This is a genomic window from Polynucleobacter sp. MWH-Aus1W21 (genome assembly GCF_018687275.1).
GTDB lineage: Bacteria > Pseudomonadota > Gammaproteobacteria > Burkholderiales > Burkholderiaceae > Polynucleobacter.
On sequence record NZ_CP061287.1, the window covers coordinates 1,795,863 to 1,818,789 of the forward strand.

The 22,927-nt window shown below is 46.7% G+C and carries 24 protein-coding genes; 12 read left to right on the forward strand and 12 right to left on the reverse strand.

The features are described 5' to 3' along the window. Nucleotides 1-23: 23 nt before the first annotated feature. Both clpA and clpS read right to left on the reverse strand, forming a co-directional pair. Nucleotides 24-2,330 (reverse strand): ATP-dependent Clp protease ATP-binding subunit ClpA, encoded by a 2,307-nt coding sequence (gene clpA / locus ICW03_RS09340; RefSeq protein WP_215347611.1) that lies wholly within the window; start codon nucleotides 2,328-2,330, stop codon nucleotides 24-26. Further along, nucleotides 2,327-2,683: an ATP-dependent Clp protease adapter ClpS gene (gene clpS, locus ICW03_RS09345; protein WP_251374385.1), complete on the reverse strand. Its 357-nt coding sequence runs from the start codon at nucleotides 2,681-2,683 to the stop codon at nucleotides 2,327-2,329. Before clpS ends, clpA begins: the two co-directional genes overlap by 4 nt. 276 nt (nucleotides 2,684-2,959) lie before the next feature. Between clpS and ICW03_RS09350 the strand changes: the two genes are divergently transcribed. Then, the gene (locus tag ICW03_RS09350; RefSeq protein ID WP_011903586.1) at nucleotides 2,960-3,163 is read left to right on the forward strand and encodes a cold-shock protein; all 204 of its coding nucleotides are present in this window, start codon (nucleotides 2,960-2,962) and stop codon (nucleotides 3,161-3,163) included. 84 nt (nucleotides 3,164-3,247) lie between these two features. Next, entirely contained in the window at nucleotides 3,248-3,700 is a 453-nt protein-coding gene (locus ICW03_RS09355; protein ID WP_215347612.1) for a DUF192 domain-containing protein, read from the forward strand. Nucleotides 3,701-3,765: 65 nt separating this feature from the next. On the opposite strand, the gene ICW03_RS09360 is transcribed toward ICW03_RS09355, so the two are convergent. The 3 genes from ICW03_RS09360 to argF are packed head-to-tail and all read right to left on the reverse strand — an operon-like array spanning nucleotide 3,766 to nucleotide 6,357. Continuing rightward, nucleotides 3,766-4,071, reverse strand: a complete 306-nt coding sequence (locus tag ICW03_RS09360) for a pyrimidine/purine nucleoside phosphorylase (protein ID WP_215347614.1) — start codon at nucleotides 4,069-4,071, stop codon at nucleotides 3,766-3,768. Between the two features lie 54 nt (nucleotides 4,072-4,125). Next, a complete protein-coding gene (locus tag ICW03_RS09365) occupies nucleotides 4,126-5,358 on the reverse strand; it encodes an argininosuccinate synthase (protein ID WP_215347616.1) in 1,233 nt (410 codons plus the stop codon). A 51-nt stretch (nucleotides 5,359-5,409) separates the two neighbouring features. Then, on the reverse strand, nucleotides 5,410-6,357 hold the full coding sequence (argF, locus tag ICW03_RS09370) for an ornithine carbamoyltransferase (protein ID WP_215350290.1): 948 nt from the start codon (nucleotides 6,355-6,357) through the stop codon (nucleotides 5,410-5,412). Between the two features lie 152 nt (nucleotides 6,358-6,509). Here argF and ICW03_RS09375 point away from each other — a divergent pair, with 152 nt between their 5' ends. Next, complete coding sequence (locus tag ICW03_RS09375) at nucleotides 6,510-6,824, forward strand: DUF3579 domain-containing protein (RefSeq protein WP_068320842.1); 315 nt, start codon at nucleotides 6,510-6,512, stop codon at nucleotides 6,822-6,824. Nucleotides 6,825-6,897: 73 nt separating this feature from the next. Here ICW03_RS09375 and rpsT read toward each other — a convergent pair whose 3' ends face one another. Then, a complete protein-coding gene (rpsT, locus tag ICW03_RS09380; RefSeq protein WP_062310407.1) occupies nucleotides 6,898-7,164 on the reverse strand; it encodes a 30S ribosomal protein S20 in 267 nt (88 codons plus the stop codon). Between the two features lie 151 nt (nucleotides 7,165-7,315). On the opposite strand from rpsT, the gene murJ reads away from it, so the two are divergent. Both murJ and ICW03_RS09390 read left to right on the forward strand, forming a co-directional pair. After that, nucleotides 7,316-8,869 carry a murein biosynthesis integral membrane protein MurJ gene (gene murJ / locus ICW03_RS09385; protein ID WP_215347618.1) on the forward strand — a complete coding sequence of 518 codons (1,554 nt, stop codon included), beginning with the start codon at nucleotides 7,316-7,318 and terminating at the stop codon, nucleotides 8,867-8,869. A gap of 5 nt (nucleotides 8,870-8,874) precedes the next feature. Further along, nucleotides 8,875-9,717, forward strand: a complete 843-nt coding sequence (locus ICW03_RS09390) for a SirB1 family protein (protein WP_215347620.1) — start codon at nucleotides 8,875-8,877, stop codon at nucleotides 9,715-9,717. A gap of 13 nt (nucleotides 9,718-9,730) precedes the next feature. Here the strand turns inward: ICW03_RS09390 and ICW03_RS09395 are convergent, their stop codons facing one another. Next, nucleotides 9,731-10,375, reverse strand: a complete 645-nt coding sequence (locus tag ICW03_RS09395; protein WP_215347622.1) for a VTT domain-containing protein — start codon at nucleotides 10,373-10,375, stop codon at nucleotides 9,731-9,733. 58 nt (nucleotides 10,376-10,433) lie between these two features. Here ICW03_RS09395 and miaA point away from each other — a divergent pair, with 58 nt between their 5' ends. Next, the gene (gene miaA, locus ICW03_RS09400; protein ID WP_215347624.1) at nucleotides 10,434-11,438 is read left to right on the forward strand and encodes a tRNA (adenosine(37)-N6)-dimethylallyltransferase MiaA; all 1,005 of its coding nucleotides are present in this window, start codon (nucleotides 10,434-10,436) and stop codon (nucleotides 11,436-11,438) included. A gap of 16 nt (nucleotides 11,439-11,454) precedes the next feature. On the opposite strand, the gene purM is transcribed toward miaA, so the two are convergent. Then, entirely contained in the window at nucleotides 11,455-12,507 is a 1,053-nt protein-coding gene (gene purM, locus ICW03_RS09405) for a phosphoribosylformylglycinamidine cyclo-ligase (RefSeq protein WP_215347626.1), read from the reverse strand. A 73-nt stretch (nucleotides 12,508-12,580) separates the two neighbouring features. Between purM and ICW03_RS09410 the strand changes: the two genes are divergently transcribed. From ICW03_RS09410 to panB, 6 genes are read left to right on the forward strand one after another with little or no spacing between them, the layout of a single operon-like run. Next, nucleotides 12,581-13,570 carry an AI-2E family transporter gene (locus tag ICW03_RS09410; protein WP_215347628.1) on the forward strand — a complete coding sequence of 330 codons (990 nt, stop codon included), beginning with the start codon at nucleotides 12,581-12,583 and terminating at the stop codon, nucleotides 13,568-13,570. Between the two features lie 11 nt (nucleotides 13,571-13,581). Then, on the forward strand, nucleotides 13,582-14,337 hold the full coding sequence (hda, locus tag ICW03_RS09415) for a DnaA regulatory inactivator Hda (RefSeq protein ID WP_215347630.1): 756 nt from the start codon (nucleotides 13,582-13,584) through the stop codon (nucleotides 14,335-14,337). Between the two features lie 18 nt (nucleotides 14,338-14,355). Continuing rightward, nucleotides 14,356-15,036, forward strand: a complete 681-nt coding sequence (locus ICW03_RS09420) for an HAD family phosphatase (RefSeq protein WP_215347632.1) — start codon at nucleotides 14,356-14,358, stop codon at nucleotides 15,034-15,036. Next, entirely contained in the window at nucleotides 15,033-16,433 is a 1,401-nt protein-coding gene (gene pcnB / locus ICW03_RS09425) for a polynucleotide adenylyltransferase PcnB (RefSeq protein ID WP_215347633.1), read from the forward strand. Before ICW03_RS09420 ends, pcnB begins: the two co-directional genes overlap by 4 nt. Before the next feature lie 52 nt (nucleotides 16,434-16,485). After that, on the forward strand, nucleotides 16,486-17,013 hold the full coding sequence (gene folK, locus ICW03_RS09430; RefSeq protein WP_215347635.1) for a 2-amino-4-hydroxy-6-hydroxymethyldihydropteridine diphosphokinase: 528 nt from the start codon (nucleotides 16,486-16,488) through the stop codon (nucleotides 17,011-17,013). Between the two features lie 17 nt (nucleotides 17,014-17,030). Then, entirely contained in the window at nucleotides 17,031-17,849 is an 819-nt protein-coding gene (gene panB, locus ICW03_RS09435; protein WP_215347637.1) for a 3-methyl-2-oxobutanoate hydroxymethyltransferase, read from the forward strand. Nucleotides 17,850-17,875: 26 nt separating this feature from the next. Here panB and dnaJ read toward each other — a convergent pair whose 3' ends face one another. The 4 genes from dnaJ to hemH all read right to left on the reverse strand — a co-directional run bounded on the left by dnaJ (nucleotide 17,876) and on the right by hemH (nucleotide 22,915). Then, on the reverse strand, nucleotides 17,876-19,012 hold the full coding sequence (gene dnaJ / locus ICW03_RS09440) for a molecular chaperone DnaJ (RefSeq protein WP_215347639.1): 1,137 nt from the start codon (nucleotides 19,010-19,012) through the stop codon (nucleotides 17,876-17,878). 100 nt (nucleotides 19,013-19,112) lie between these two features. Further along, complete coding sequence (dnaK, locus tag ICW03_RS09445) at nucleotides 19,113-21,050, reverse strand: molecular chaperone DnaK (protein WP_215347641.1); 1,938 nt, start codon at nucleotides 21,048-21,050, stop codon at nucleotides 19,113-19,115. Nucleotides 21,051-21,205: 155 nt separating this feature from the next. Continuing rightward, nucleotides 21,206-21,754 carry a nucleotide exchange factor GrpE gene (grpE, locus tag ICW03_RS09450; RefSeq protein ID WP_068320874.1) on the reverse strand — a complete coding sequence of 183 codons (549 nt, stop codon included), beginning with the start codon at nucleotides 21,752-21,754 and terminating at the stop codon, nucleotides 21,206-21,208. 66 nt (nucleotides 21,755-21,820) lie between these two features. Then, nucleotides 21,821-22,915 (reverse strand): ferrochelatase, encoded by a 1,095-nt coding sequence (gene hemH / locus ICW03_RS09455; RefSeq protein ID WP_215347643.1) that lies wholly within the window; start codon nucleotides 22,913-22,915, stop codon nucleotides 21,821-21,823. Nucleotides 22,916-22,927: the final 12 nt, after the last annotated feature.

The following is a 22,927-nucleotide window of genomic DNA, read 5'->3' on the forward strand; positions in this document are numbered from 1 at the left end:
ATTTATTTAAATAAATAGGTTTATTAAATTTCTTCTGCTGGCGCTACATCTGCCTTAGTGCGTTTCCCTGGCAATACCGGAGCCTCAAAGTTCAAGAGCACTTTACCATCAGCATCAATATCAACATCGACATGACCGCCTTGAGCTAGCTTGCCAAATAAAAGCTCGTCAGCTAGCGCTTTACGCACAGTATCCTGAATAATGCGCTGCATTGGACGTGCGCCCATCAATGGATCAAAGCCATGCTTAGCCAAATGGGCACGCAATGCTGGACTAAATGTTGCATCTACCTTCTTCTCATGCAATTGCTCTTCAAGCTGCATTAAGAACTTGTCAACCACGCGCATGATGATGGACTCATCAAGTGCCTTGAAGGAGACGATAGCATCCAGGCGATTGCGGAACTCTGGTGTAAAGAACTTCTTGATGTCAGCCATCTCATCACCAGACTCACGTGCATTGGTAAAGCCAATGGTGGACTTCTGCATTGCCTCGGCACCAGCATTTGTAGTCATGATGATGATCACGTTACGGAAATCAGTCTTACGACCGTTGTTATCCGTCAAGGTTCCATGGTCCATTACCTGCAACAAGATATTGAAGATGTCTGGATGGGCTTTTTCAATCTCATCAAGCAAGAGTACGCAATGTGGCTTCTTATTCACCGCTTCTGTGAGTAAGCCACCTTGATCGAAGCCAACATAACCTGGAGGCGCGCCAATTAAACGACTTACCGCATGGCGCTCCATATACTCAGACATATCAAAACGTAGCAACTCAATACCAAGGATGTAAGCAAGTTGTTTAGCCACCTCAGTCTTACCCACCCCAGTAGGGCCAGAGAATAAGAAAGAGCCAATTGGGCGATCAATCTTGCCAAGACCCGCGCGCGTCATCTTAATGGCGCTAGCCAGGGATTCGACTGCAGGGTCTTGACCAAATACGACGCTCTTGATGTCACGATCTAAAGTTTGTAACTTACTGCGGTCATCCACCGTGACTGATTGTGGCGGTATGCGCGCAATCTTTGCCACAATCTCTTCAATCTCTGGACGGCCAATCGTTTTCTTCTGTTTAGACTTTGGCAATATACGTTGAGCGGCACCAGCCTCATCAATCACATCAATTGCTTTATCCGGCAAATGACGGTCATTGATATAACGAGCAGACAGTTCAGCAGCAGCCACCAATGCACCAGCCGCATACTTCACGCTGTGATGCTCTTCGAAACGGGACTTCAAGCCACGAAGAATTTGCACTGTTTGATCTACGGTTGGCTCTACAACGTCCACCTTTTGGAAACGGCGTGACAAAGCTGCGTCTTTTTCAAAGATGCCGCGATATTCTGTAAAGGTAGTTGCACCGATGCATTTAAGCTGACCATTAGACAACGCAGGCTTTAATAAATTACTTGCATCCAATGTTCCACCAGAAGCAGCACCCGCACCGATCAGTGTGTGAATTTCATCGATGAACAAAACGCCATGCGCGTGATCTTTAAGAGACTTGAGAACACTCTTTAAGCGCTGCTCAAAATCACCACGATATTTAGTGCCCGCTAAAAGGGCGCCCATATCCAAAGAGTAAACAGTAGCGTTGGCCAAAATTTCAGGCACATCACCTTTCACAATTCTCCAAGCAAGACCCTCAGCAATTGCCGTCTTACCTACGCCAGCTTCACCAACCAATAATGGGTTGTTCTTACGGCGACGGCACAAAACCTGAATAACACGCTCTACTTCGCTCTCGCGCCCAATCAAAGGGTCAATCTTGCCTTGGCGAGCCATTACGTTAAGGTTTTGGGTGTACTGCTCCAGCGGGCTTTCTTTGCCAGAAGCGCTAGATTCTTCAGCTTCCTGAGAAGGCTCAGCAGGCTTCACATGCTCAGACTGATCTTTGCGAACGCCATGACTAATGAAGTTCACCACATCTAAACGTGTCACACCTTGCTGCTGCAAGAAATACACTGCGTGCGAATCTTTTTCACCGAAGATAGCAACCAATACATTTGCACCAGTCACTTCTTTCTTACCATTTGAAGTTGACTGCACATGCATGATGGCGCGTTGAATCACTCGCTGAAAGCCTAATGTAGGTTGAGTATCGACCTCGTCGTTACCTGGCACCACAGGCGTGTTGTCGTTGATAAAGTTTTTGAGTTGTGCGCGCAGCTCTGCAATATTGACTGCGCAGGCCTTTAAAACCTCAACCGCAGTAGCGTTATCCAGTAAGGCTGCGAGCAAATGCTCGACTGTGATGAACTCATGTCGCGATGCCCTTGCGTCAACAAACGCCATGTGCAAACTCACTTCTAATTCTTGGGCAATCATGCTTCCTCCATAGTGCACTGTAGTGGGTGACCCGCTTCACGGGAGAGTTCAATAACTTGATGCACTTTCGTGGCAGCAACATCGCGGGTAAATACTCCGCAGACGCCCTTGCCAACTAAATGCACTTGCAGCATGATGCGAGTAGCTGTTTCATGATCCTTATTAAAATACTCCTGAATCACCATCACCACAAATTCCATAGGCGTGTAATCGTCATTCAATAGTAAAACTTTATACATCGATGGCGCCTTAACTTGCTCGACCTGTTTTTCGAGAAGAATAGTGTCCTCGACATACGGATTGCCAGGGTTGCCAGTAGTGGGATTTTTTGGTGCGCGACTCATGAGAAACATTCTAAACACAGATATTGAAACTTTAATTTACTAGGGTCTTGTTGCGAAAACCACGCAAAAAACCCCTTTAAACCCATATTGGGGCATTTTTCGATAAAAAAAGGGGTATTTACTAGGGGGTAGGTGCATTTAACTCCTTGACACCCCTCCAAAAAGGGCAAACAATCAGGGGGTAGGCTTCAAGAGAGGTTCTATTTAGGCGTGTTGTGGATTGAGACTGATTAAAAAGTATTTACCCTCATCACGGTTGTTTTAAGTTTATGTAATGGAGTTCGCATGGCGACCGGAATTGTTAAGTGGTTCAATGATGCAAAAGGTTTTGGCTTTATCAAACCTGATGATGGTGAAGAAGAGTTGTTCGCGCATTTCAGCGCAATTACTATGCCTGGGTTCAAAACCCTTAAGGAAAACCAAAAGGTAACGTTTGACATTACCCAAGGTCCTAAAGGCAAGCAAGCTACCAATATCCAAGCGGCTTAATAGTCCTTAGATCATTATTAAAAACCCAGGATTCGTTCCTGGGTTTTTTTTCGTCTGCAATTTGCCTCACTTAAAATGCACAACATGCTTATTTCAAAAAACAACTTCATCAAACTATTCGTACCCCTCTTTTTCTTTGGCTCCAGCCTTTCGCTAGCCCAAGTCAATACAGGCCTGCCCACGATTGAACTCAAAGCGGGCATCTACCGTATTCAGGCTGAGCTGGCGGATACACCTAAAGCAAGAGAAGTGGGGCTTATGAACCGCACTAGCATGCCAACCAATTCTGGAATGTTATTTGTATTCGAACAAAAGGCAGGTCATTGTTTCTGGATGAACAACACCAAGATCCCGCTATCCATTGCATTCATTGCAGATGACGGGAAGATTGTGAACGTCGAAGAGATGCAGGCAGAAACAACCAACAACCACTGCCCTAAAGCGGCAGTGCGTTACGCATTAGAAATGAATAAGCAGTGGTTCTCAGAAAGGGTCATCGTGCCAGGCACTTTAGTCACCGGTCTACCGAAGAGATAAGAAAAAATAAAGGGTAATAAAAAACGCAGACCTCGGTCTGCGTTTTGCTTTGTAGGAATGCTTATTTATTCAAAGTGGCAAACATAATGCACAGGTTGCTCAGCACGAATAACAAAATAACCGCCCTTTTCCACTTCCCAGCTTTGACCCGCCTTGAATTCTTGCTCAGGAGCGCCATTGATGCTGACAAAAGCAGTGCCATCAACTACTTCCATAACTTCTCTAGTGCTTAAGTCAAAGCGTAAGGTGCTTGGCAATACAACACCAACAGACTTACGCACGCCGTTTGGCAATGTCACTGTATGAGAAACACATTTACCATCGAAAAATACGTTGGCTTTTTTGCCTACGGAAACTTGATCAAATTGCATGCTGGCTCTTTCTATTCTGTTTGGTTCTAATCGTTTATTTGAATTTGCTTTGCGTTATTTCTTGGCGCGCTTGCGCTTTGCTGTTTCAGCAATACGCATACGCAATGCGTTGAGCTTAATGAAGCCGCCAGCATCTGCCTGGTTATATGCGCCACCGTCATCATCAAAAGTCGCAATATTCTGATCAAACAGAGTATTAGCTGAATCACGTGAGATAACGGATACAGAACCCTTGTAGAGCTTCAAGCGGACAACGCCATTGACAGCTTGTTGAGTATGATCAATCAATGTTTGCAAAGCTAAGCGCTCTGGCGCCCACCACAAGCCGTTATAGATCAAGCTTGCATAGCGCGGCATCAGGTCATCTTTTAAGTGAGCCACTTCGCGATCCAGGGTAATACTTTCGATACCGCGGTGAGCCTTGAGCAGGATAGTGCCACCAGGAGTTTCATAGCAACCACGGCTCTTCATGCCAACAAAGCGGTTCTCCACCAAATCCAAACGACCAATGCCGTGCATGCCACCAATACGATTTAATTCAGCGAGCAACTCGTGCGGCTTATAGGCTTTGCCATTAATAGCTACAGGATCGCCTGCTTTAAATTCAATTTCAATAATTTCTGGGGCGTCTGGAGCTTTTTCTGGAGAAACTGTCCAACGCCACATGGACTCTTCTGCTTCAGCATTTGGGTTTTCCAAATGACGACCTTCGTAACTGATGTGCAAGAGGTTGGCATCCATAGAGTATGGTGATCCGCCTTGCTTATGCTTCATCTCAACTGGAATGCCATGCTTCTCAGCGTAAGCCATCAACTTCTCGCGTGAGAGAAGATCCCATTCGCGCCAAGGAGCAATCACTTTAATCCCTGGCTCTAAAGCGTAGTAACCCAACTCAAAGCGAACCTGGTCGTTACCCTTACCAGTAGCGCCATGCGATACAGAGTCAGCACCAGTTAAGCGAGCGATCTCAATCTGACGCTTAGCAATTAATGGGCGAGCAATCGATGTACCCAATAAATATTCGCCTTCGTAAATCGTGTTCGCACGGAACATTGGGAATACAAAGTCGCGTACAAACTCTTCGCGCAAATCATCGATAAAAATATTTTCTGGCTTGATGCCAAATTGCAACGCCTTAGCGCGTGCTGGCTCGAGCTCTTCGCCCTGACCTAAGTCAGCGGTAAAAGTAACGATCTCACAGCCATAGGTATCTTGAAGCCATTTCAAGATCACGCTGGTATCTAGACCGCCGGAATACGCGAGGACTGCTTTTTTAATATCGGACATTTTTATTCAATCAAAAATAAATTAAAACGAATTACAAAAATTTTTACTCAATTAATCCAAACGACCACACAGCAAATACTCCATCAAGGCCTTTTGGACATGTAAACGATTTTCCGCCTCTTCCCAAACAATGCTTTGCGGACTATCGATCACTCCAGCAGAAACTTCTTCACCACGATGAGCTGGCAAGCAGTGCATAAATAAAGCATCTGGTTTTGCTAAAGCCATTAATTCTTCATCAACCATCCAGTCTTGGAAGGCATTCATGCGTGAAGTATTTTCATCTTCATAGCCCATACTGGTCCAAACATCGGTGGTCACCAAGTCAGCGCCTTTACAGGCATCTTTAGGATCGGCGCAAATTGTCAAATGCTTTGCCGCATTTGGCGTCAAACGCGTTGGATCTAATTGATAACCTTCTGGTGCAGAGAATCGCAACTGAAAGTCTAAGCATTCAGCTGCTTGTAGCCAGGTGTATGCCATATTGTTTGCATCACCTACCCAAGCCACGGTCTTCCCTTGAATTGGGCCACGCGCCTCAACAAAGGTGAAGATGTCAGCCAAAACTTGGCAAGGATGAAATTCATTGGTCAGACCATTAATTACTGGAACACGCGAATTCGATGCAAAGCGCTCAATAATTTCCTGACCAAAGGTACGAATCATGATGATGTCAGTCATCCTTGAAATCACCTGCGCAGCGTCCTCTACAGGCTCGCCACGGCCTAACTGAGTATCGCGGGTGTTCAGGTATACGGCATGGCCACCAAGCTGGTGAATGCCCGCCTCGAACGACAGACGCGTGCGAGTGGAATGCTTCTCAAAAATCATCGCCAAAGTTCGGTCATGCAGAGGGTGCCAAGTTTCATAACTCTTGAACTTGGCCTTTAGCCATGCGGAACGCTTGAGCAAATAGTCATATTCCTCGCGGGTGAGGTCAGAAAACTGCAGATAGTGCTTTACCTGACCGGGCACTTGCGGCTTTGCCAAGGATGTCATAGTTGAGCTTTCTACTAAAGTTTTGGCTTGCATTTTTTTCTTCAAACATTCGGCTGCACGAAAATGGATCCTAAAGTCATCTTACGGCCAACTCGGGCTGTTAAGCTAGAGGGCTTAGTAATACCATTTCTTACAACCATCATTACGCGAATTTGAACCACAAAAAGCTTTTCATTCAAGGCATTACCACTTCTGGCAAACCATTTCGGCCCAGCGATTGGGCGGAGCGTCTGTGCGGGGTGATGGCTACTTTTCGCCCACCCGGTGACTCCGGGGACCCTCGCTTCACTTATTCGCCCTATGTCAGACCCGTACTGATTGCAAAAGTGAAATGCGTTGTTATTGATACCAGACTAGGGGACCTAGATCCTAGAGCGCTAGACTTTGTCATGAACTTTGCCAAGGACAACAGCCTACCAATCGAAGAGGCATGTGAGTTCAACCCAGCAGCCCCAACCCAGCCTTAAAAACAAAAACCCGCTCTGATGAGGAGCGGGCTTAGATCGAAACTACTTCGACCAGCCTAAAACTAAAACCGTATTACGCTGCCATCGCCTTGATAGCTGCGGACAAACGTGACTTCTGACGAGCAGCAGTATTTTTGTGAGCAATCTTTTTGTCAGCAATCTTGTCGATTGTTGATTGAGTCGCTGCGAATACTTTTGCAGCAGCCGCTTTGTCACCAGTTTCAATCGCTTTACGAACTGCCTTGATGGAAGTGCGGAGCTTTGAACGCAAACTGGAGTTATGTTCGTTTTGTTTTACTGCTTGGCGTGCACGCTTGCGCGCTTGTGCTGTATTGGCCATCTTTAAACCTTGCCTCTATAAATTGCAAAATGCGATTAGTTAAAAATCTTGCGGACTTGCCAGATTCATAAGCAAGCTCGCCAAAACCCAAGATTTTACCTTAAAGGGGCAAAAAAGCCCAGCCGACCGATAAATAGGTGAAAATCGGCTCATGAATCTGCTTTCTGCCGCCGCCAAGGTCAGCTCCCTAACCATGCTGTCCCGAATTACGGGCCTACTCCGGGAGACCCTAATTGCCCGTAGTTTCGGGGCTTCGGAGTGGACGGACGCCTTTAATGTCGCTTTTAGACTACCCAATTTGCTGCGTCGACTATTTGCCGAAGGGGCCTTTTCTCAGGCTTTTGTGCCGATTTTGGGGGAAATTTCCAGTAATGGGGACCAAAAACAGGCCCAAATCCTCGTAAATGCAGTCGCCACCCTCCTATTTTGGGCTTTGGCTCTCACGGTATCGGCGGGTGTCATTGGCGCTCCTTTGCTGATTTTGGCTATTGCTACCGGATTTAAAGGGGGTCCAGCCTATGAAGCCAGCGTAGTCATGACGAGAATCATGTTTCCGTACATTGGTCTCATTTCCCTAGTTTCACTCTCAGCGGGGATTCTCAATACATTCCAACGTTTCGCCATTCCCGCCTTTACCCCAGTTTTACTAAACCTAGCCCTCATCGGTAGCTCCCTATTTTTGGCGCCCCACTTAGAGCAACCAATTTATGCGCTAAGCATTGGCGTTTTACTGGGTGGCGTTTTGCAATTGGTCATTCAGGTGCCAGCGCTCTCTCGTCTCGGTCTTTTGCCTCGCATTGGTTTATTGCCAGGAGCAATTAAAGCAGCCGCCGCCAATCCCGATGCAAGACGCGTACTGAAGCTGATGGGGCCTGCAGTATTTGCTGTATCGGTTGCACAAATTTCCCTCATCATCAACACCAATATCGCTTCACGCTTGCAAGCTGGCAGCGTGTCATGGCTATCGTACGCAGACCGCTTAATGGAGTTTCCAACCGCACTTCTTGGAGTTGCCCTTGGCACCGTTCTCTTACCTAGCCTCAGCAAAGCGAATGCAAAAAACGATTTAGTTCATGCCGGTGAATTACTCATCTGGGGTTTGCAACTGACATTCTTGCTGGCCGCACCATGTGCGCTTGCGCTCTTTATCTTTGGGGAACCTCTTGCGGCGGTGCTCTATCACTACGGAAAATTCAATGCTTTGGACGTATTGATGACGCAACGCGCACTCGCGGCTTATGGGGTTGGCCTCATTGGATTAATTCTCGTAAAAATTCTAGCGCCCGGCTTTTACTCCCGCCAAGATATCCGCACCCCGGTAAAAATTGGTTTACTAGTTTTGGTGGCAACCCAGCTGGCCAACCTAGTTTTTGTCCCCTGGCTTGGTCATGCCGGCCTTGCCCTCTCTGTAGGAACGGGTGCATGTCTGAATGCTGCCCTTCTCTGGATCGGCCTGCATCGCCGCGGAGCCCTGCCTAGCTCAGCCTGGATCAAATACTTAGGGCAACTACTGTTTGCCCTTATCCCCTTCGCGGCAGTACTTTTTTACGCTGCCACCGCACATAATTGGATCGCCTTGCAATCCGAGCCATGGTTGAGAGTTGGCTTATTGGCCACCTGGTTAGCTGTTGCCGCAATTGTTTACTTTACATCTCTAGGCCTAGTTGGAATTCGCTGGCAAAAATTCTTGCGTCATGCAAAATAGCTCTTATGCCAACACAACAACTCGACTACTTCACCTCTTTAGTTGCTGAAGACGAACACTTCCCCTTAACTGAAGCTGCGATCGCTGTCGCACAACATGCCTATCCCGATTTGGATGTGCAAGGGGTGCTCGATAAGCTTGATCAATTGGGCAATAAATTAAAGTCGCGTGTAACACCAGACACATCACCGGTTCAGCGCCTACAAATTCTGAAGCATTTCTTTTATACAGAGTTAGGCTTTGGTCCAAATCCAAACGATTTTTATGCGCCTGAAAATTCGTACCTACATTACGTTCTCGAGAATCGCAGAGGCATTCCAATCTCGTTAGCTATCCTGATGATGGAATTAGGCAATCAAATTGGTTTAAAGATTCGTGGAGTCTCTTTTCCAAATCACTTCATGATGCGCATCTCCTTGCAACAAGGTGAAGTAATCATGGATCCATTAACGGGCGAATCTTTATCCAAAATACAGCTTCAAGAAATGCTTGACCCCTACTTGGATGCCAAAGGCTATAGAGGCGAATTGAGTCTGCCTCTTAATATTTTCCTGCGCGCGTCCAGCGCCCGCGAGATTCTGTCGCGCTATCTGAGAAACCTGAAAATGATTTACTCAGAGCATGAGCGTTGGGAGCGCTTGCTGGGCATACAAGAGCGCCTGGTCATTCTTCTTCCAGACTCAATTGAAGAGATTCGAGATCGCGGACTCATCTTTGCTCAACTGGAGTATTTGCGTCCAGCCCTGGAAGATATGCATCGCTACCTCAGCGAAATGCCAGAAGCTGAAGATGCGAGCGATATTCGCGAGCATATTGCTACGCTTGAAAGCCAAACCAAGCTGCACTAAAGTTAAATCGACTTTAGTTTTGCTTCTTTTGAAAAATCTTGTAAATCGCAGCAAATAAAACTGGTATGGCAGCAGCACCCACTCCAATCAATACGATCACATTTAAATTTTGACGAATGATTGGAATATTCCCAAAGAAGTAACCGGCAATCACGAGTCCAAATACCCAAATCATGGCACCAGTGATATTGAAAAACTGAAAGCGTGAGAAGTTCATCTCTGACACGCCGGCAATAAAGGGTGCAAAGGTGCGAATGATTGGCAGAAAGCGCGCAAGAATAATTGTTTTGCCACCGTGCTTCTCATAAAAGGCGTGCGTCTTTAATAAAGCACCTTGGTCAATCCAGCGTGATTTACTACTAAAAACTCTCTTACCTATCCAGCGACCAATGAAATAGTTGACGGTATTACCTGCAACCGCAGCAAATACCAATCCAAGAGATAAGGTCCAGGTATTGAAATGCTCAGTAGCGCAATAGGCGCCAGCAATAAATAAAAGGGAGTCACCCGGCAGAAAGGGAGCAACGACTAAACCCGTTTCCGCAAAAACGATCGCAAACAATAGTCCATAAGCCCAAGGGCCATATTGCTGAATCACTACATCAAGATGTTTATCAACATGCAGCAATAAATCGCCTAATTGCAAAAGGGTATCCATTTACACTCTCTCTAATTTATGGGTTGTTGCGCATATTAACAGGCTCTTATAATCAGGTATGCCAACTGAACCCCACATTCAGCCTATGCATGCTCTAAATGAAGCCCCCATTCTCTGTATTGTTGGGCCTACTGGTGCAGGCAAAACACATCTCGCCATGTCCTTGGCTGAGCATGCAAAATCTATTGGACAAACGATTGAACTCATCAGCATGGATTCTGCGCTGGTCTATCGCGGCTTGGATATTGGCAGCGCTAAACCTACTAAAGCTGAGCAGGCTGCAGTTATTCACCATCTCATTGACATCATTGACCCTACCGAAGTGTATTCAGCAGCGCGCTTTGCCAATGATGCAAAACGTCTCTGTATTGAGATTCGTGAGCGTGGAAATATTCCAGTAGTTGTTGGTGGAACGATGTTGTATTGGCGCGCCTGGGCACATGGCCTATCCTCGCTGCCACCAGCCAATCCAGAAATTCGCGCCCGCTTGGATGAGGAAGGCAAAAACATTGGCTGGCCTGCTATGCATGACAAACTGGCCAAAGTAGACCCTGATACAGCTGCTCGCTTGAAGCCCAATGACTCTCAACGAGTACAGCGTGCTCTGGAAGTTTTTGAAATTACTGGTAAACCCATGTCAGTGTTACTCGCTGATTCGCCGAGTGAAGATGGCAGAGAAGGTTCTGCCATTCCATCGTGGATTAATTTGGTATCACTTGAACCCAGCGATCGCAAACGATTGCATCTCAACTTAGAAAAGCGTTTTGATGAAATGCTTGCGGCAGGGTTTATGGAGGAAGTTAAAGAATTGCGTACTAATACTGGATTACATGCTGATCTCCCAGCAATACGCTCAGTCGGCTATCGCCAAGCATGGGAATTTCTGAATGGGGAAATTGATGCCGAAGAAATGCGCTATAAGGCATTGGCAGCAACCAGACAACTTGGCAAGCGTCAGCTTACTTGGCTGCGTGCAATAGATGGAAGAAAAACGTTTGATCCCTTCAACCCCGAAGAGTTGAAGGCTGCATTGGAATACTGCAAAAGCAACTTAAAAAAATAAGTTAGTAGCTACCGTCTTAGATAACGATAGTTTGTGGCGCATCTTTTGGACGCTCAACCACTTCACCTACTGTCCAGGCCTTCAGACCTTGTGCTGTCAATGACTTAATCGCAGTGTCTGCTTGATCTGGCGAGACAATGACAACCATGCCAATACCGCAGTTAAAAACGCGCACCATTTCTGCATCAGCTACGCCACCCTTCATTTGTAACCAACGGAAGAGCTCTGGCATTTGCCAACTGTCACGATGCAAAACAGCTTGAGTATTTTCTGGAAGTACGCGCGGCACGTTATCGACCAAACCACCACCAGTGATGTGTGCCATTCCTTTTACATTGATTTCAGAAATCAATTTGAGAAGTGGCTTCACATAAATTTCTGTTGGCGCCATAACCACATCACCCAATGGGCGACCACCTAAATCATCGCTTGGCTTTGCGCCAGCGCGCTCAATAATTTTGCGTACCAATGAGTAACCATTGGAGTGAGCGCCACTAGATCCAATTGCCAATATAACGTCACCAGGAACAATCGTTGCACCAGTGATGATTTTGGATTTTTCAACTGCGCCCACTGCAAATCCAGCGAGGTCATATTCACCCGGTGGATACATGCCAGGCATTTCTGCTGTCTCGCCACCAATCAACGCACAACCAGATAACTCACAGCCTTTTGCAATGCCACCCACAACAGTTGCCGCTGTATCAACAGTCAACTTGCCGCAAGCAAAGTAATCCAAGAAAAAAAGGGGTTCAGCACCTTGCACCAGAATGTCATTCACGCTCATGGCCACCAAATCTTGACCAATGGTTTCATGACGATTCCATTCAAAAGCCAATCTGAGTTTGGTCCCTACGCCATCCGTACCAGACACCAATACCGGCTCTTTATAACGCTTAGGCACCTCAAAAAGGGCTCCAAAACCGCCAATTCCAGCCAAAACACCCTCACGCATGGTCTTTTTGGCAAGCGGCTTAATGCGATCGACTAAAGCGTCTCCGGCGTCAATATCGACACCAGCGTCACGGTAGGAAAGGCCATTTGAGGAAGAATTAGTAGATGAAGTCATATTGGAGCCGGAATATTAGTAAAAAATGCTACTTCGTCAGTAGAATCATTGAATTCTAGAGGATTGAAGCAAGATGGCCGAAATTTTTACCCCTTTTCTCACCGCATTCATTCTGGCGTATGCCCTGCGCCCTATTTGCCTGTGGTTTGAGCAGCATCGCATGCCACGAGCACTGGCCGCTTTAGCCAGTATGTTGATAGGGCTATGCCTTGTTTTCTTCATCCTCAGCCTACTAGTTAGCCTCCTCAAGTACGAAATTCCCCTAATTAAGGCTCAACTGCCTGATTGGATTGCCAATACTCAAGCCTGGCTTGGCCCAAAACTTAGTGAGTTGCACATCAACCTTGACTGGGGAACCCTTAAGACCAGTGCCACCCAAAAAATTACCGAGCACATTAATGACAATGCAGATAGCTTAATGTCCTCCACCATCAATACTGTGTTGATGTCCGGTAGCTCAGTCATCGCAGGATTTGTAAATGCAGTGCTCATTATTTTTGTGATGTTTTATTTGCTAATGGACTGGACTCATTTTTTTGGACTTATAAAAGGTCTGGTTCCTGTTCGCGCACAAGAAACTGTTCATCACCTAGCCATGCATACCGATGGATTACTTTCTCAATACTTACGCGGCATGTTAATTGTTATATCTATCATGGCAATTTATTACGGCGCAGGTTTAAGTTTGATTGGCGTCAAAGGTGCGGCAGCACTTGGTGTTTTCACTGCAATCATGATTGTGATTCCTTATATCGGCATTACTTTAGGACTTACGCTTGCAGTCTTATCTGCACTCCTCCAATTTGGTCCAGGCACTGAAATAGTTGGGGTACTAATCCTGTTTGGAATTGGACAATTCCTAGAGGGCTTCTTCTTGACGCCCCGCCTGGTTGGTGAGCGCATTGGCTTGCATCCAGTGGCAGTCTTGTTTGCCTTGCTTTTATTCGGTAAGTTATTTGGCTTCTTTGGCGTCTTACTGGCATTGCCTATCAGCGCTGTCAGCCTAGTCCTGGTCAAGTACCTCTGGTCTATCTACACGCAAAGCGCTTGGTATCAAAAGTAAATTTAGCTGTAATGAATACACCCCCGCTTCCAAAACAATTTGCGTTAGATATCAGCCACTCACCTAAAGCGAGTTTAGAAAATTATCTCCCCGGAAAAGATCTCGCACTAATATCTGCCCTACAAAATATCGAACGCTCATGGAAGAATTCTGTCAATGAGAGTTCTGACAATCCATTAAATCAGCGCTGGATTTACTGGTGGGGACCGGAAGGCTCAGGTCGCACACATTTGCTAGGCGCCATTGGTAATTCAGCAAAACAAGCTGGCATAGAACATATTGCTCTCACAGCATCAGAACCCGCATCCTGGGTTCGACTGGAAGAAAACATTAGCGCGCTGGCGCAAATTAGCACTCCGTCAGTGATTACTGTGGATGATGTCGACCAGCTGGATGATCGCCTGGTGGGATCCTTATTTCGGATTCTGAATACTGTACAGGCTAGCAAAGCAATTCACATTTTTATGGCTGGTGCTGCTGCCCCCGCAAATTTGAAGCTTCGTGAAGACTTGCGAACTAGACTGGGCTGGGGTTTGGTGTTTCAAACCCAGCTTTTGGATGATGATGAGAAAATACAAGCATTAGGAGAGGCAGCCAAAGCTCGTGGGCTAGTTTTATCTCCCGATGTATTGCCTTGGTTGTTAAGCCGTTTCTATCGAGATATGCCCAGCTTAATGGCCTTAATTGATGCTTTAGATGCTTACTCATTAGAAACAAAACGTGCTGTAACCTTGCCGCTTGTACGCGAGCTCTTGCAGCCCAAATAATTTATTAGATATTCATTCGTGACTCAGTTAGCCCTCTTTGATTTAGACCATACCCTGTTGCCCTGCGATAGCGATTATGAATGGGGACAATTTTTGGCACGCATTGGCGTTGTTGATAGCGAATACTACGCACGGCAAAACGAACGTTTTTACCAAGACTACAAAGAAGGCAAGCTCGATATTCATGAATTTCTGCGTTTTGCTTTAAAGCCGCTCTCTGAGCACTCGCGTGCTCAACTCAAAGAATGGCATGACGCCTTCATGAAAGAAGTGATTAACGGACAACTCCGACAAGAAGCGCTAGATCTAGTCAAACGTCACCAAGATGCCGGTGATCTCTGCTGCGTGATTACGGCGACCAATAGTTTTGTAACGCGCCCAATCGTAGAAAGCTTTGGCATTGAGCATCTGATTGCTACAGAGCCGGCCACCACTGACAACCAGCCTTTGGCTAACTACACTGGCGAAGTCAGCGGTATCCCTAATTTTCGGGAAGGCAAGATTCAGAATCTGCATGATTGGCTAGCTTCTCAAAAGCTGTCACTGGACACCCTGCCTTACAGTTATTTTTATTCCGATTCGATGAATGATCTACCCTTACTTGAGAAGGTCAGCCATCCTGTCGCCACCAATCCAGACGATCGCCTTCGCAATGAAGCCAAGCAGCGTAACTGGCCCATTCTTGAATTGTTTGCATGATCACTAAATTTATCAAACGTATTTTGCGGCGTGACCCGATGGTCAAGCACACACACGCAAGCAATACCGGTGTGCCAAAACGCATCCCAAAAAAATCACATCGCATTGACCCACACTTACTCTCCAAAAATGCAGTCAAGGTAACTCATACTTTGCAACAGGCAGGTTACGAGGCATTTATTGTTGGCGGCGCTGTACGTGATCTTGCTCTTGGAATTAGCCCCAAAGATTTTGACGTTGCTACTAATGCGACACCAGACCAAGTGCAGAGGCTATTTCGCAAAGCCCGTCTTATTGGGCGTCGCTTTCAGATTGTGCATGTGACTTTTTTTGGCAAGGGCCACCCAGAAATCATTGAAGTATCAACCTTCAGAGCCTTACTGGATAACGCTGGAGACCATGTCGCAGAAAGTGGTCGCATTCTGCGCGACAACGTCTGGGGATCGCAGGGCGAAGATGCAGCGAGACGTGATTTCACTATTAATGCCATGTATTACGATCCATCCTCCGAAACCGTACTCGACTATCACGGCGGTATGGCGGACATGCAAAAGAAAACTTTACGCATGATTGGTGACCCAGCCAAACGTTATCGCGAAGATCCAGTGCGCATGCTCAGAGCAGTTCGATTCGCTGCCAAGACAGGCTTTGAACTGGATAATGCTACGCGCGCACCAATTGAAAAACTTGGCAAGCTACTAAATGATGTTCCTTCTGCTCGACTGTTTGATGAAATTCTTAAACTCTTAATGTCAGGCTACTCTTGGCGAGCAATTCAAGGTTTAAAAGAAGCAGGACTCCATCATGGACTGCTACCTTTGCTCGATCACATTCTGGATGATGGTGAGGATTCCAAAGGTGCCAATGATTTTGTAAAGCTTGCTTTGGCGAATACGGATGAACGCATTCAATCAGGCAAAAGTGTTTCAGCTGGCTTTTTATTTGCCACCTTGCTTTGGCCTGATCTATTGAAAAACTGGAAGACCAACTCGAGCAAAGGCATGGCCAACATTCCAGCCCTTCATGATGCTATGGATGACACGATCGCCACCCAAAGTTGCGGTATGACCATTCAAAGACGCTTTGAAAGCGATATGCGTGAGATTTGGTCAATGCAGCCGCGCTTTGAGAGACGCGTAGGCCGCTACCCCTTCCGCCTAATCGAATCCCCTCGATTTAGAGCGGGTTATGACTTTATGTTGCTTCGCTGCGCCACCGGGGAACTCAATCCAGCCATTGGTCAATGGTGGACAGACTTCATTGCGGCTGATCCTACCGGGCAAGACGAGCTCATGGCCAGCGTCAAAAATGAGTCTGGCAACAGTCCAGGTCCGGCCAAAAGACGGCGTCGCAGAAAGCCAAAATCTGCCATCCCTCCAGAGGGTGCAGCGAGCTAAGCAGACTTAGAGAAATTTCAGTAAAGTAGTTTTATCTCTAGTTTGGAATTTTATGGCACGGGCATATATCGGATTTGGCGGCAATATTGGTGACACGCGTCAGCTTATTACTGATGCCATTGTTTGCTTAGCATTACGTTCTGAACTCCAAATTCTGGCAAAAAGCTGCTTTTATCAAAGCGCGCCCGTTGAAGCTACTGGTGGCGATTACATCAACGCCGTTATTGAAGTCGAAACCGAATTAACTCCATACGGTCTGTTGCATGTTTGCCAAACAATTGAACAAGAGTTCGGACGTGAGCGCCCTTATGCAAATGCTCCTCGTACCCTTGATCTCGACATCCTCTCATTTGAAGGGGTGACTCAAAATGAAACCGAGCTCATGCTTCCTCATCCCAAAATCATTGAGCGTTCATTTGTACTCCTCCCCCTCCTGGAAATAGCACCCGAAATCTTCTTGCCACAGTGGGGCGAGCTCAAGACCTATTTACCGAATGTTGCCCACCAAAGAATTGAAAAACTCCCCTGCAGGAACTGTAATTGCGGGGAAAAAGATGTTTATAGCCAATCGGCGCATTAATTCATTAAACTCTCGCCATGGGTTACTTACAAGGCGATAAGCCAATCACAATTACCAAGCTCCTCGCAATGCATGCTGAGGGTGAAAAAATTTCTATGCTCACCGCATATGATTCAACCATGTCTGCACTACTGAATCGTTGTGGAGTTGAAACTATTCTGATTGGTGACTCATTAGGCAACGTCATTCAAGGGCACTCCAGCACAACGCCGGTTACCGTAGAACAAGTTGCGTATCACACCGAGTGCGTAGCCCGCGCCAATGCTCATGCTTTTGTTATTGCTGACCTTCCTTTCGCAAGCTATGGAGATCCAGTACAGGCTCTAGATTCAGCAGCAATCTTGATGCGTGCTGGCGCAGATATGGTCAAGTTGGAAGGCGGGGGCGAGTGGCAAGTAGATGTGATTCGTTACTTGGTAGAGCGCAGTGTTCCCGTTTGCGCACACTTGGGCCTATTGCCACAATCTGTACACGTCTTAGGCGGCTATAAGGTGCAAGGCAAATCTAAGGATGCTGCCAGCGTTATGCTCGAACAAGCGCTTGCTTGTCAGGAAGCTGGCGCGCAAATGGTTGTGCTCGAAGCAATTCCCTCATCGCTAGGCGAAAAAATTACTGCCGAACTAGATATTCCAACGATTGGCATTGGTGCTGGCCCAGATTGCTCTGGCCAGGTCTTGGTGCTTCAGGATATGTTGGGCATTAGTCCGGGTAAGCCACCTAAGTTTGTCAAAAACTTTATGGATGGCCACCACTCTGTAGAGGCGGCCATTAAAGCTTACGTACGAGAAGTGAAGTCCGGGAAATTCCCTGGGCCTGAGCACGGCTTTGCTGGCTGATTGCCAGCTAGCCGACTCAACAATTTCTAGCTAAAGAAACTCTTCACGCCATCAAACCAGCCTTTTTGCTGAGGGCTATGTTTGTCGCCACCAGATTTCAGACTCTCATCAAACTTTTGCAGTAATTTCTTCTGCTCATCAGTCAGCTTCACAGGAGTCTCTACGAGCACATGAACAAAAAGATCGCCTACTAAGGTTGAACGCAAGCCTTTAATGCCTTTATTGCGCAAACGGAAAGTCTTACCAGTCTGCGTACCTTCTGGAATTGGAAACTCAACGCGGCCAGATAGTGTTGGCACTTCAATTTCACCACCTATCGTTGCAGTGGCAAAAGAGATTGGCATTTGCACATGTAAGTCACTGCCGTCACGTTCAAATACTTTATGCGGCTTAACACGCACCTCTACATAGAGATCGCCTGATGGGCCGCCATTGATTCCTGGTTCACCGTTACCAACGGAGCGTACGCGCATACCATCATCGATACCCGCCGGTATTTTGATTTCGAGTGTTTTTTGTTCTTTATGTTTTCCAGTGCCGTGACAAGTTTTACAAGGTTTCGGAATGTACTCACCAGTGCCGCGGCACTTAGGGCAAGTTTGCTGCATGGAGAAAAAGCCTTGTTGTACACGCACCTGACCATGACCATTACAAGTAGTGCAGGTCTCAGCCTTAGATCCCGGCTCTGCACCAGTGCCATGGCATGGCTTGCAATTACTCCAACTTGGTACGCGAATTTGGGTTGTATACCCCTCAGCAGCTTGCTCCAGCGTAATGTCCATGTTGTAGCGCAAGTCTGCGCCTTTATAGACCTGTGGCCCGGATTGTCGACCGCCGCCTTGACCAAAAATGTCGCCGAAGATATCTCCAAAAGCATCCGCAAATCCGCCGCCACCGAAACCGCCACCGCCAAATCCGCCACCCATCGACGGATCAACACCAGCGTGACCGTACTGATCGTAGGCAGCTCGCTTGTTAGGGTCGGTTAAGGTTTCGTAGGCTTCCTTAACTTCTTTAAATTGAGCTTCAGCCGTTTTGCTATCTGGATTGCGATCTGGATGATGTTTCATTGCCATCTTGCGATAAGCCTTTTTCAGCTCATCATCACTGGCACCTTTTGCTACACCCAGCACTTCATAAAAATCGCGTTTACTTTTAGGCACGGCCTATTCCTCTCAACAACCTGAATGACACAAGTCGGCACGAGGCCGACTTGTTATTTAAGTACATCAAAACTACGTTAATGAATGTCTGATTTCAGAATTACTTCTTGTCATCAACCTCTTTGAAATCAGCGTCAACAACATCTGCATCTGGAGCAGCACCAGGGGCTGCGCCACCAGGAGCCGCACCAGCAGCAGCGCCACCAGCTTTAGCTTGTTCAGCAGCCATGACTTTTTCGCCCAACTTCTGACTTGCTTTACCCAATGCTTCTGTTTTTGCTTCAATCGCTTCTTTATCGCTACCTTTAATAGCTTCATCCAAGTCCTTGAGCGCTGCTTCAATCGCTTCTTTTTCAGAGGCTTCTAAGCTAGCGCCATGCTCTTCCAAAGCCTTCTTGGTTGAGTGAGCCAAAGCATCAGCAGTATTGCGGGCAGTAACCAGCTCTAATGCTTTCTTATCTTCAGCAGCATTCGCCTCAGCATCTTTAACCATGCGTTGAATTTCTTCTTCGGTCAGGCCAGAGTTTGCCTTGATGGTGATCTTATTTTCTTTACCAGTCGTTTTATCTTTTGCAGTTACGTGCAAGATACCGTTGGCATCGATGTCAAAGGTCACTTCAATTTGCGGCATACCGCGCTGTGCAGGAGCAATGCCTTCAAGATTAAATTCACCAAGCAATTTGTTAGCTGCGGCCATCTCGCGCTCACCTTGGAAGCACTTAATAGTTACAGCAGGCTGGTTGTCTTCCGCAGTGGAGTAAACCTGTGAATGCTTAGTAGGAATCGTTGTGTTCTTAGGAATCATCTTGGTCATTACGCCGCCAAGAGTTTCGATACCCAATGACAATGGGGTAACGTCCAGGAGCAATACGTCTTTACGGTCGCCAGATAATACGGAACCTTGAATCGCAGCACCAACAGCAACTGCCTCATCTGGGTTAACGTCTTTACGTGGTTCTTTACCAAAGATTTCTTTTACTTTGTCTTGAACCGCAGGCATACGTGTTTGACCACCGACCAAAATGACGTCGTCGATATCTGCTACGCTTACGCCAGCATCTTTAATAGCAGTTAAGCAAGGACCAGCAGTACGCTTGATCAACTCTTCCACCAAAGACTCCAACTTGGCACGAGTCAACTTCAAGTTCAAATGCTTAGGACCGCTAGCGTCAGCTGTCACGTATGGCAAATTGATTTCTGTTTGTTGAGCGGATGACAATTCAATTTTGGCTTTTTCAGCAGCATCTTTTAAGCGTTGCAATGCCAATACGTCTTTACTCAAATCAACGCCTTGTTCTTTCTTGAACTCAGCAATGATCCAGTCAATGATGCGTTGGTCAAAGTCTTCACCGCCTAAGAATGTGTCGCCGTTAGTTGAAAGCACTTCAAACTGCTTCTCACCATCAACGTTAGCGATCTCAATGATAGAAACGTCGAATGTGCCGCCACCCAAGTCATACACAGCGATCTTGCGATCTACTTTGTCTTGCTTGTCCAGGCCGAATGCCAATGCAGCAGCAGTTGGCTCGTTGATGATGCGCTTCACATCCAAACCAGCGATACGGCCAGCATCTTTAGTTGCTTGACGTTGGCTGTCATTGAAGTAAGCAGGAACAGTAATAACCGCCTCTGTAACTTCTTCGCCGAGATAGTCTTCGGCAGTCTTTTTCATCTTGCGCAGAATTTCAGCGGACACTTGTTGTGGCGCCATTTTCTTGTCGCGTGCTGATACCCAAGCGTCGCCATTGTCTGCTTGAACAATTTCGTACGGCATGAGGCTAATGTCTTTTTGCACTTCAGGATCTGTAAATTTACGACCCATCAAGCGCTTTACTGCGTAGATAGTGTTTTTAGGATTCGTCACTGACTGACGTTTTGCTGGCGCGCCAACCAATACTTCGCCATCTTCAACGTAAGCGATGATTGATGGAGTTGTGCGACCGCCTTCGGCGTTCTCGACAACTTTAGGTGCATTGTTTTCAACGACTGAAACACATGAATTCGTGGTTCCTAAGTCGATACCGATAATCTTTCCCATAATTGCTCCAAAAAATTAAATTGTTTGTTGTACTAATGAATATTTCGATACCCAATAAATGGGGTCTAAAAAAGGGATTTCAAGGGGTTAAATAGCAAAAAGGCAGAAATCTGCCTTTTTTATGCCTTTTTTGGAGTTTTACCCCGATTTTCTCTTTATTTAGGGGCGCTAACCGTCACCAAAGCAGGCCTAAGGACCCGATCTGCCACGGTATAGCCGCGCTGCAGCACTGAAACCACGGTATTTGGTTCTTGCTCTGATGGCACCGAAGCGATCGCCTGGTGGTGATGGGGGTCAAATTTATCCCCAACTGCTGGGTTAATTTCCGTCATGCGGCCCTTCTCAAATGCAGAGAGCAATTGCTTGAGAGTAATCTCTAAGCCCTCTTTAAATGCCTTGGCATCCACTGCATCAGTACTCAATGCAGCATAAAGACTATCTGTCACAGGCACCAAATGCTCAGCAAAACTTTCAATCGCAAATTTATGCGCCTTAGCAATGTCTTCAACAGCACGGCGGCGAATGTTTTCACCCTCAGCTTTTGCGCGCAAGAAATTATCTTGTAATTCGCCAATCTTTTGATTGAGCTCAGCAATTTCTTGTTCTGGCGTTTTTACAGCCGGCGTTTCTGCTGCAGCTTCAGTGGCCGGATCGGCCGCAAGATTCTCTTGCTCTGGGGATGGGTTTTGATTTTCTTGTGTCATAGACGCTATTTTACTTTTCTCTAAAGATGGCTATTACTTTGTAATGTGGGGTCAATTAGTTCAATTTCAAGACTTTGCTCTTTCAGCCATTTCAGCCCTTTCAGCGCGCTTAGCTAATTCAGCCTCAGACTCCGTCCCCAAAGACCAGCCCTGTAAATGATGATGAGCTATATCGCTCAAAGCCTCAATCCACTTAGGGTTGCTGTTAAGGCATGGAATATAACGATAGTCTTTGCCACCATGCTCCAAGAAGATTTCGCGGGCTTCCATGGCAATTTCTTCCAGCGTTTCTAAGCAGTCAGCCGGAAATCCTGGGCAAAAAATATCAATCCGCTGACAACCTTCTTTAGCCAGCTTTTCAATCGTTGGGGCTGTATATGGCTTTAACCACTCGGCTTTACCAAAGCGTGACTGGAAAGTAACAAGGTATTGGCCCGGCTCTAAACCAAGAGACTCACCAAGCAAGCGTCCTGTTTTTAAACACTCGCAGTGGTAGGGGTCACCTTTCATCAAATTGCGTTTCGGCAACCCATGAAATGACATCACAAAGCGGTCACCCTTAGCAAAGTCTGGTCGCCCATCTTTATCCCAGGCACTTAAAACTTGATCGCGAAGGGCACCAATATAAGCAGGGTTATCGTGATAGTGCTTCACCAAACGTAATTCAGGTTGATCACGCCAAGTACTTAAAACACGAAAAACTTCATCAAAGCTGGATGCTGTAGTGGTGGCAGAGTACTGAGGATACAAAGGCAGTACCAATAAGCGCTCCATGCCTTGAGCCTTCAGGCCCTCAAGGGCAGACTGGGTGGAGGGTTGCCCATAACGCATCGCCAAATCCACCAACACTGTATGGCCCTCATTCGCAAATTTGTCACCGAGCTCTTTCGCCTGAAGACGTGAGTAGTGCATTAAAGGGGAGCCTAATTTTGGCAGCCAGATAGAAGCATATTTTTTTGCAGAGGCACTGCTGCGAATTGGCAAAATGATGCCATTCAAAATGCACCACCAAATAATGCGTGGAATTTCTACCACTCGAGGATCAGAAAGAAATTCTTTCAAATAAGCGCGCACTGCTTTTGATGTTGGAGCTGAGGGCGTACCTAAGTTCAGCACTAAGACTGCAGTTTTGGATGCACGTAGATGCGGGTTCGGATTCAAGATATGATGTCT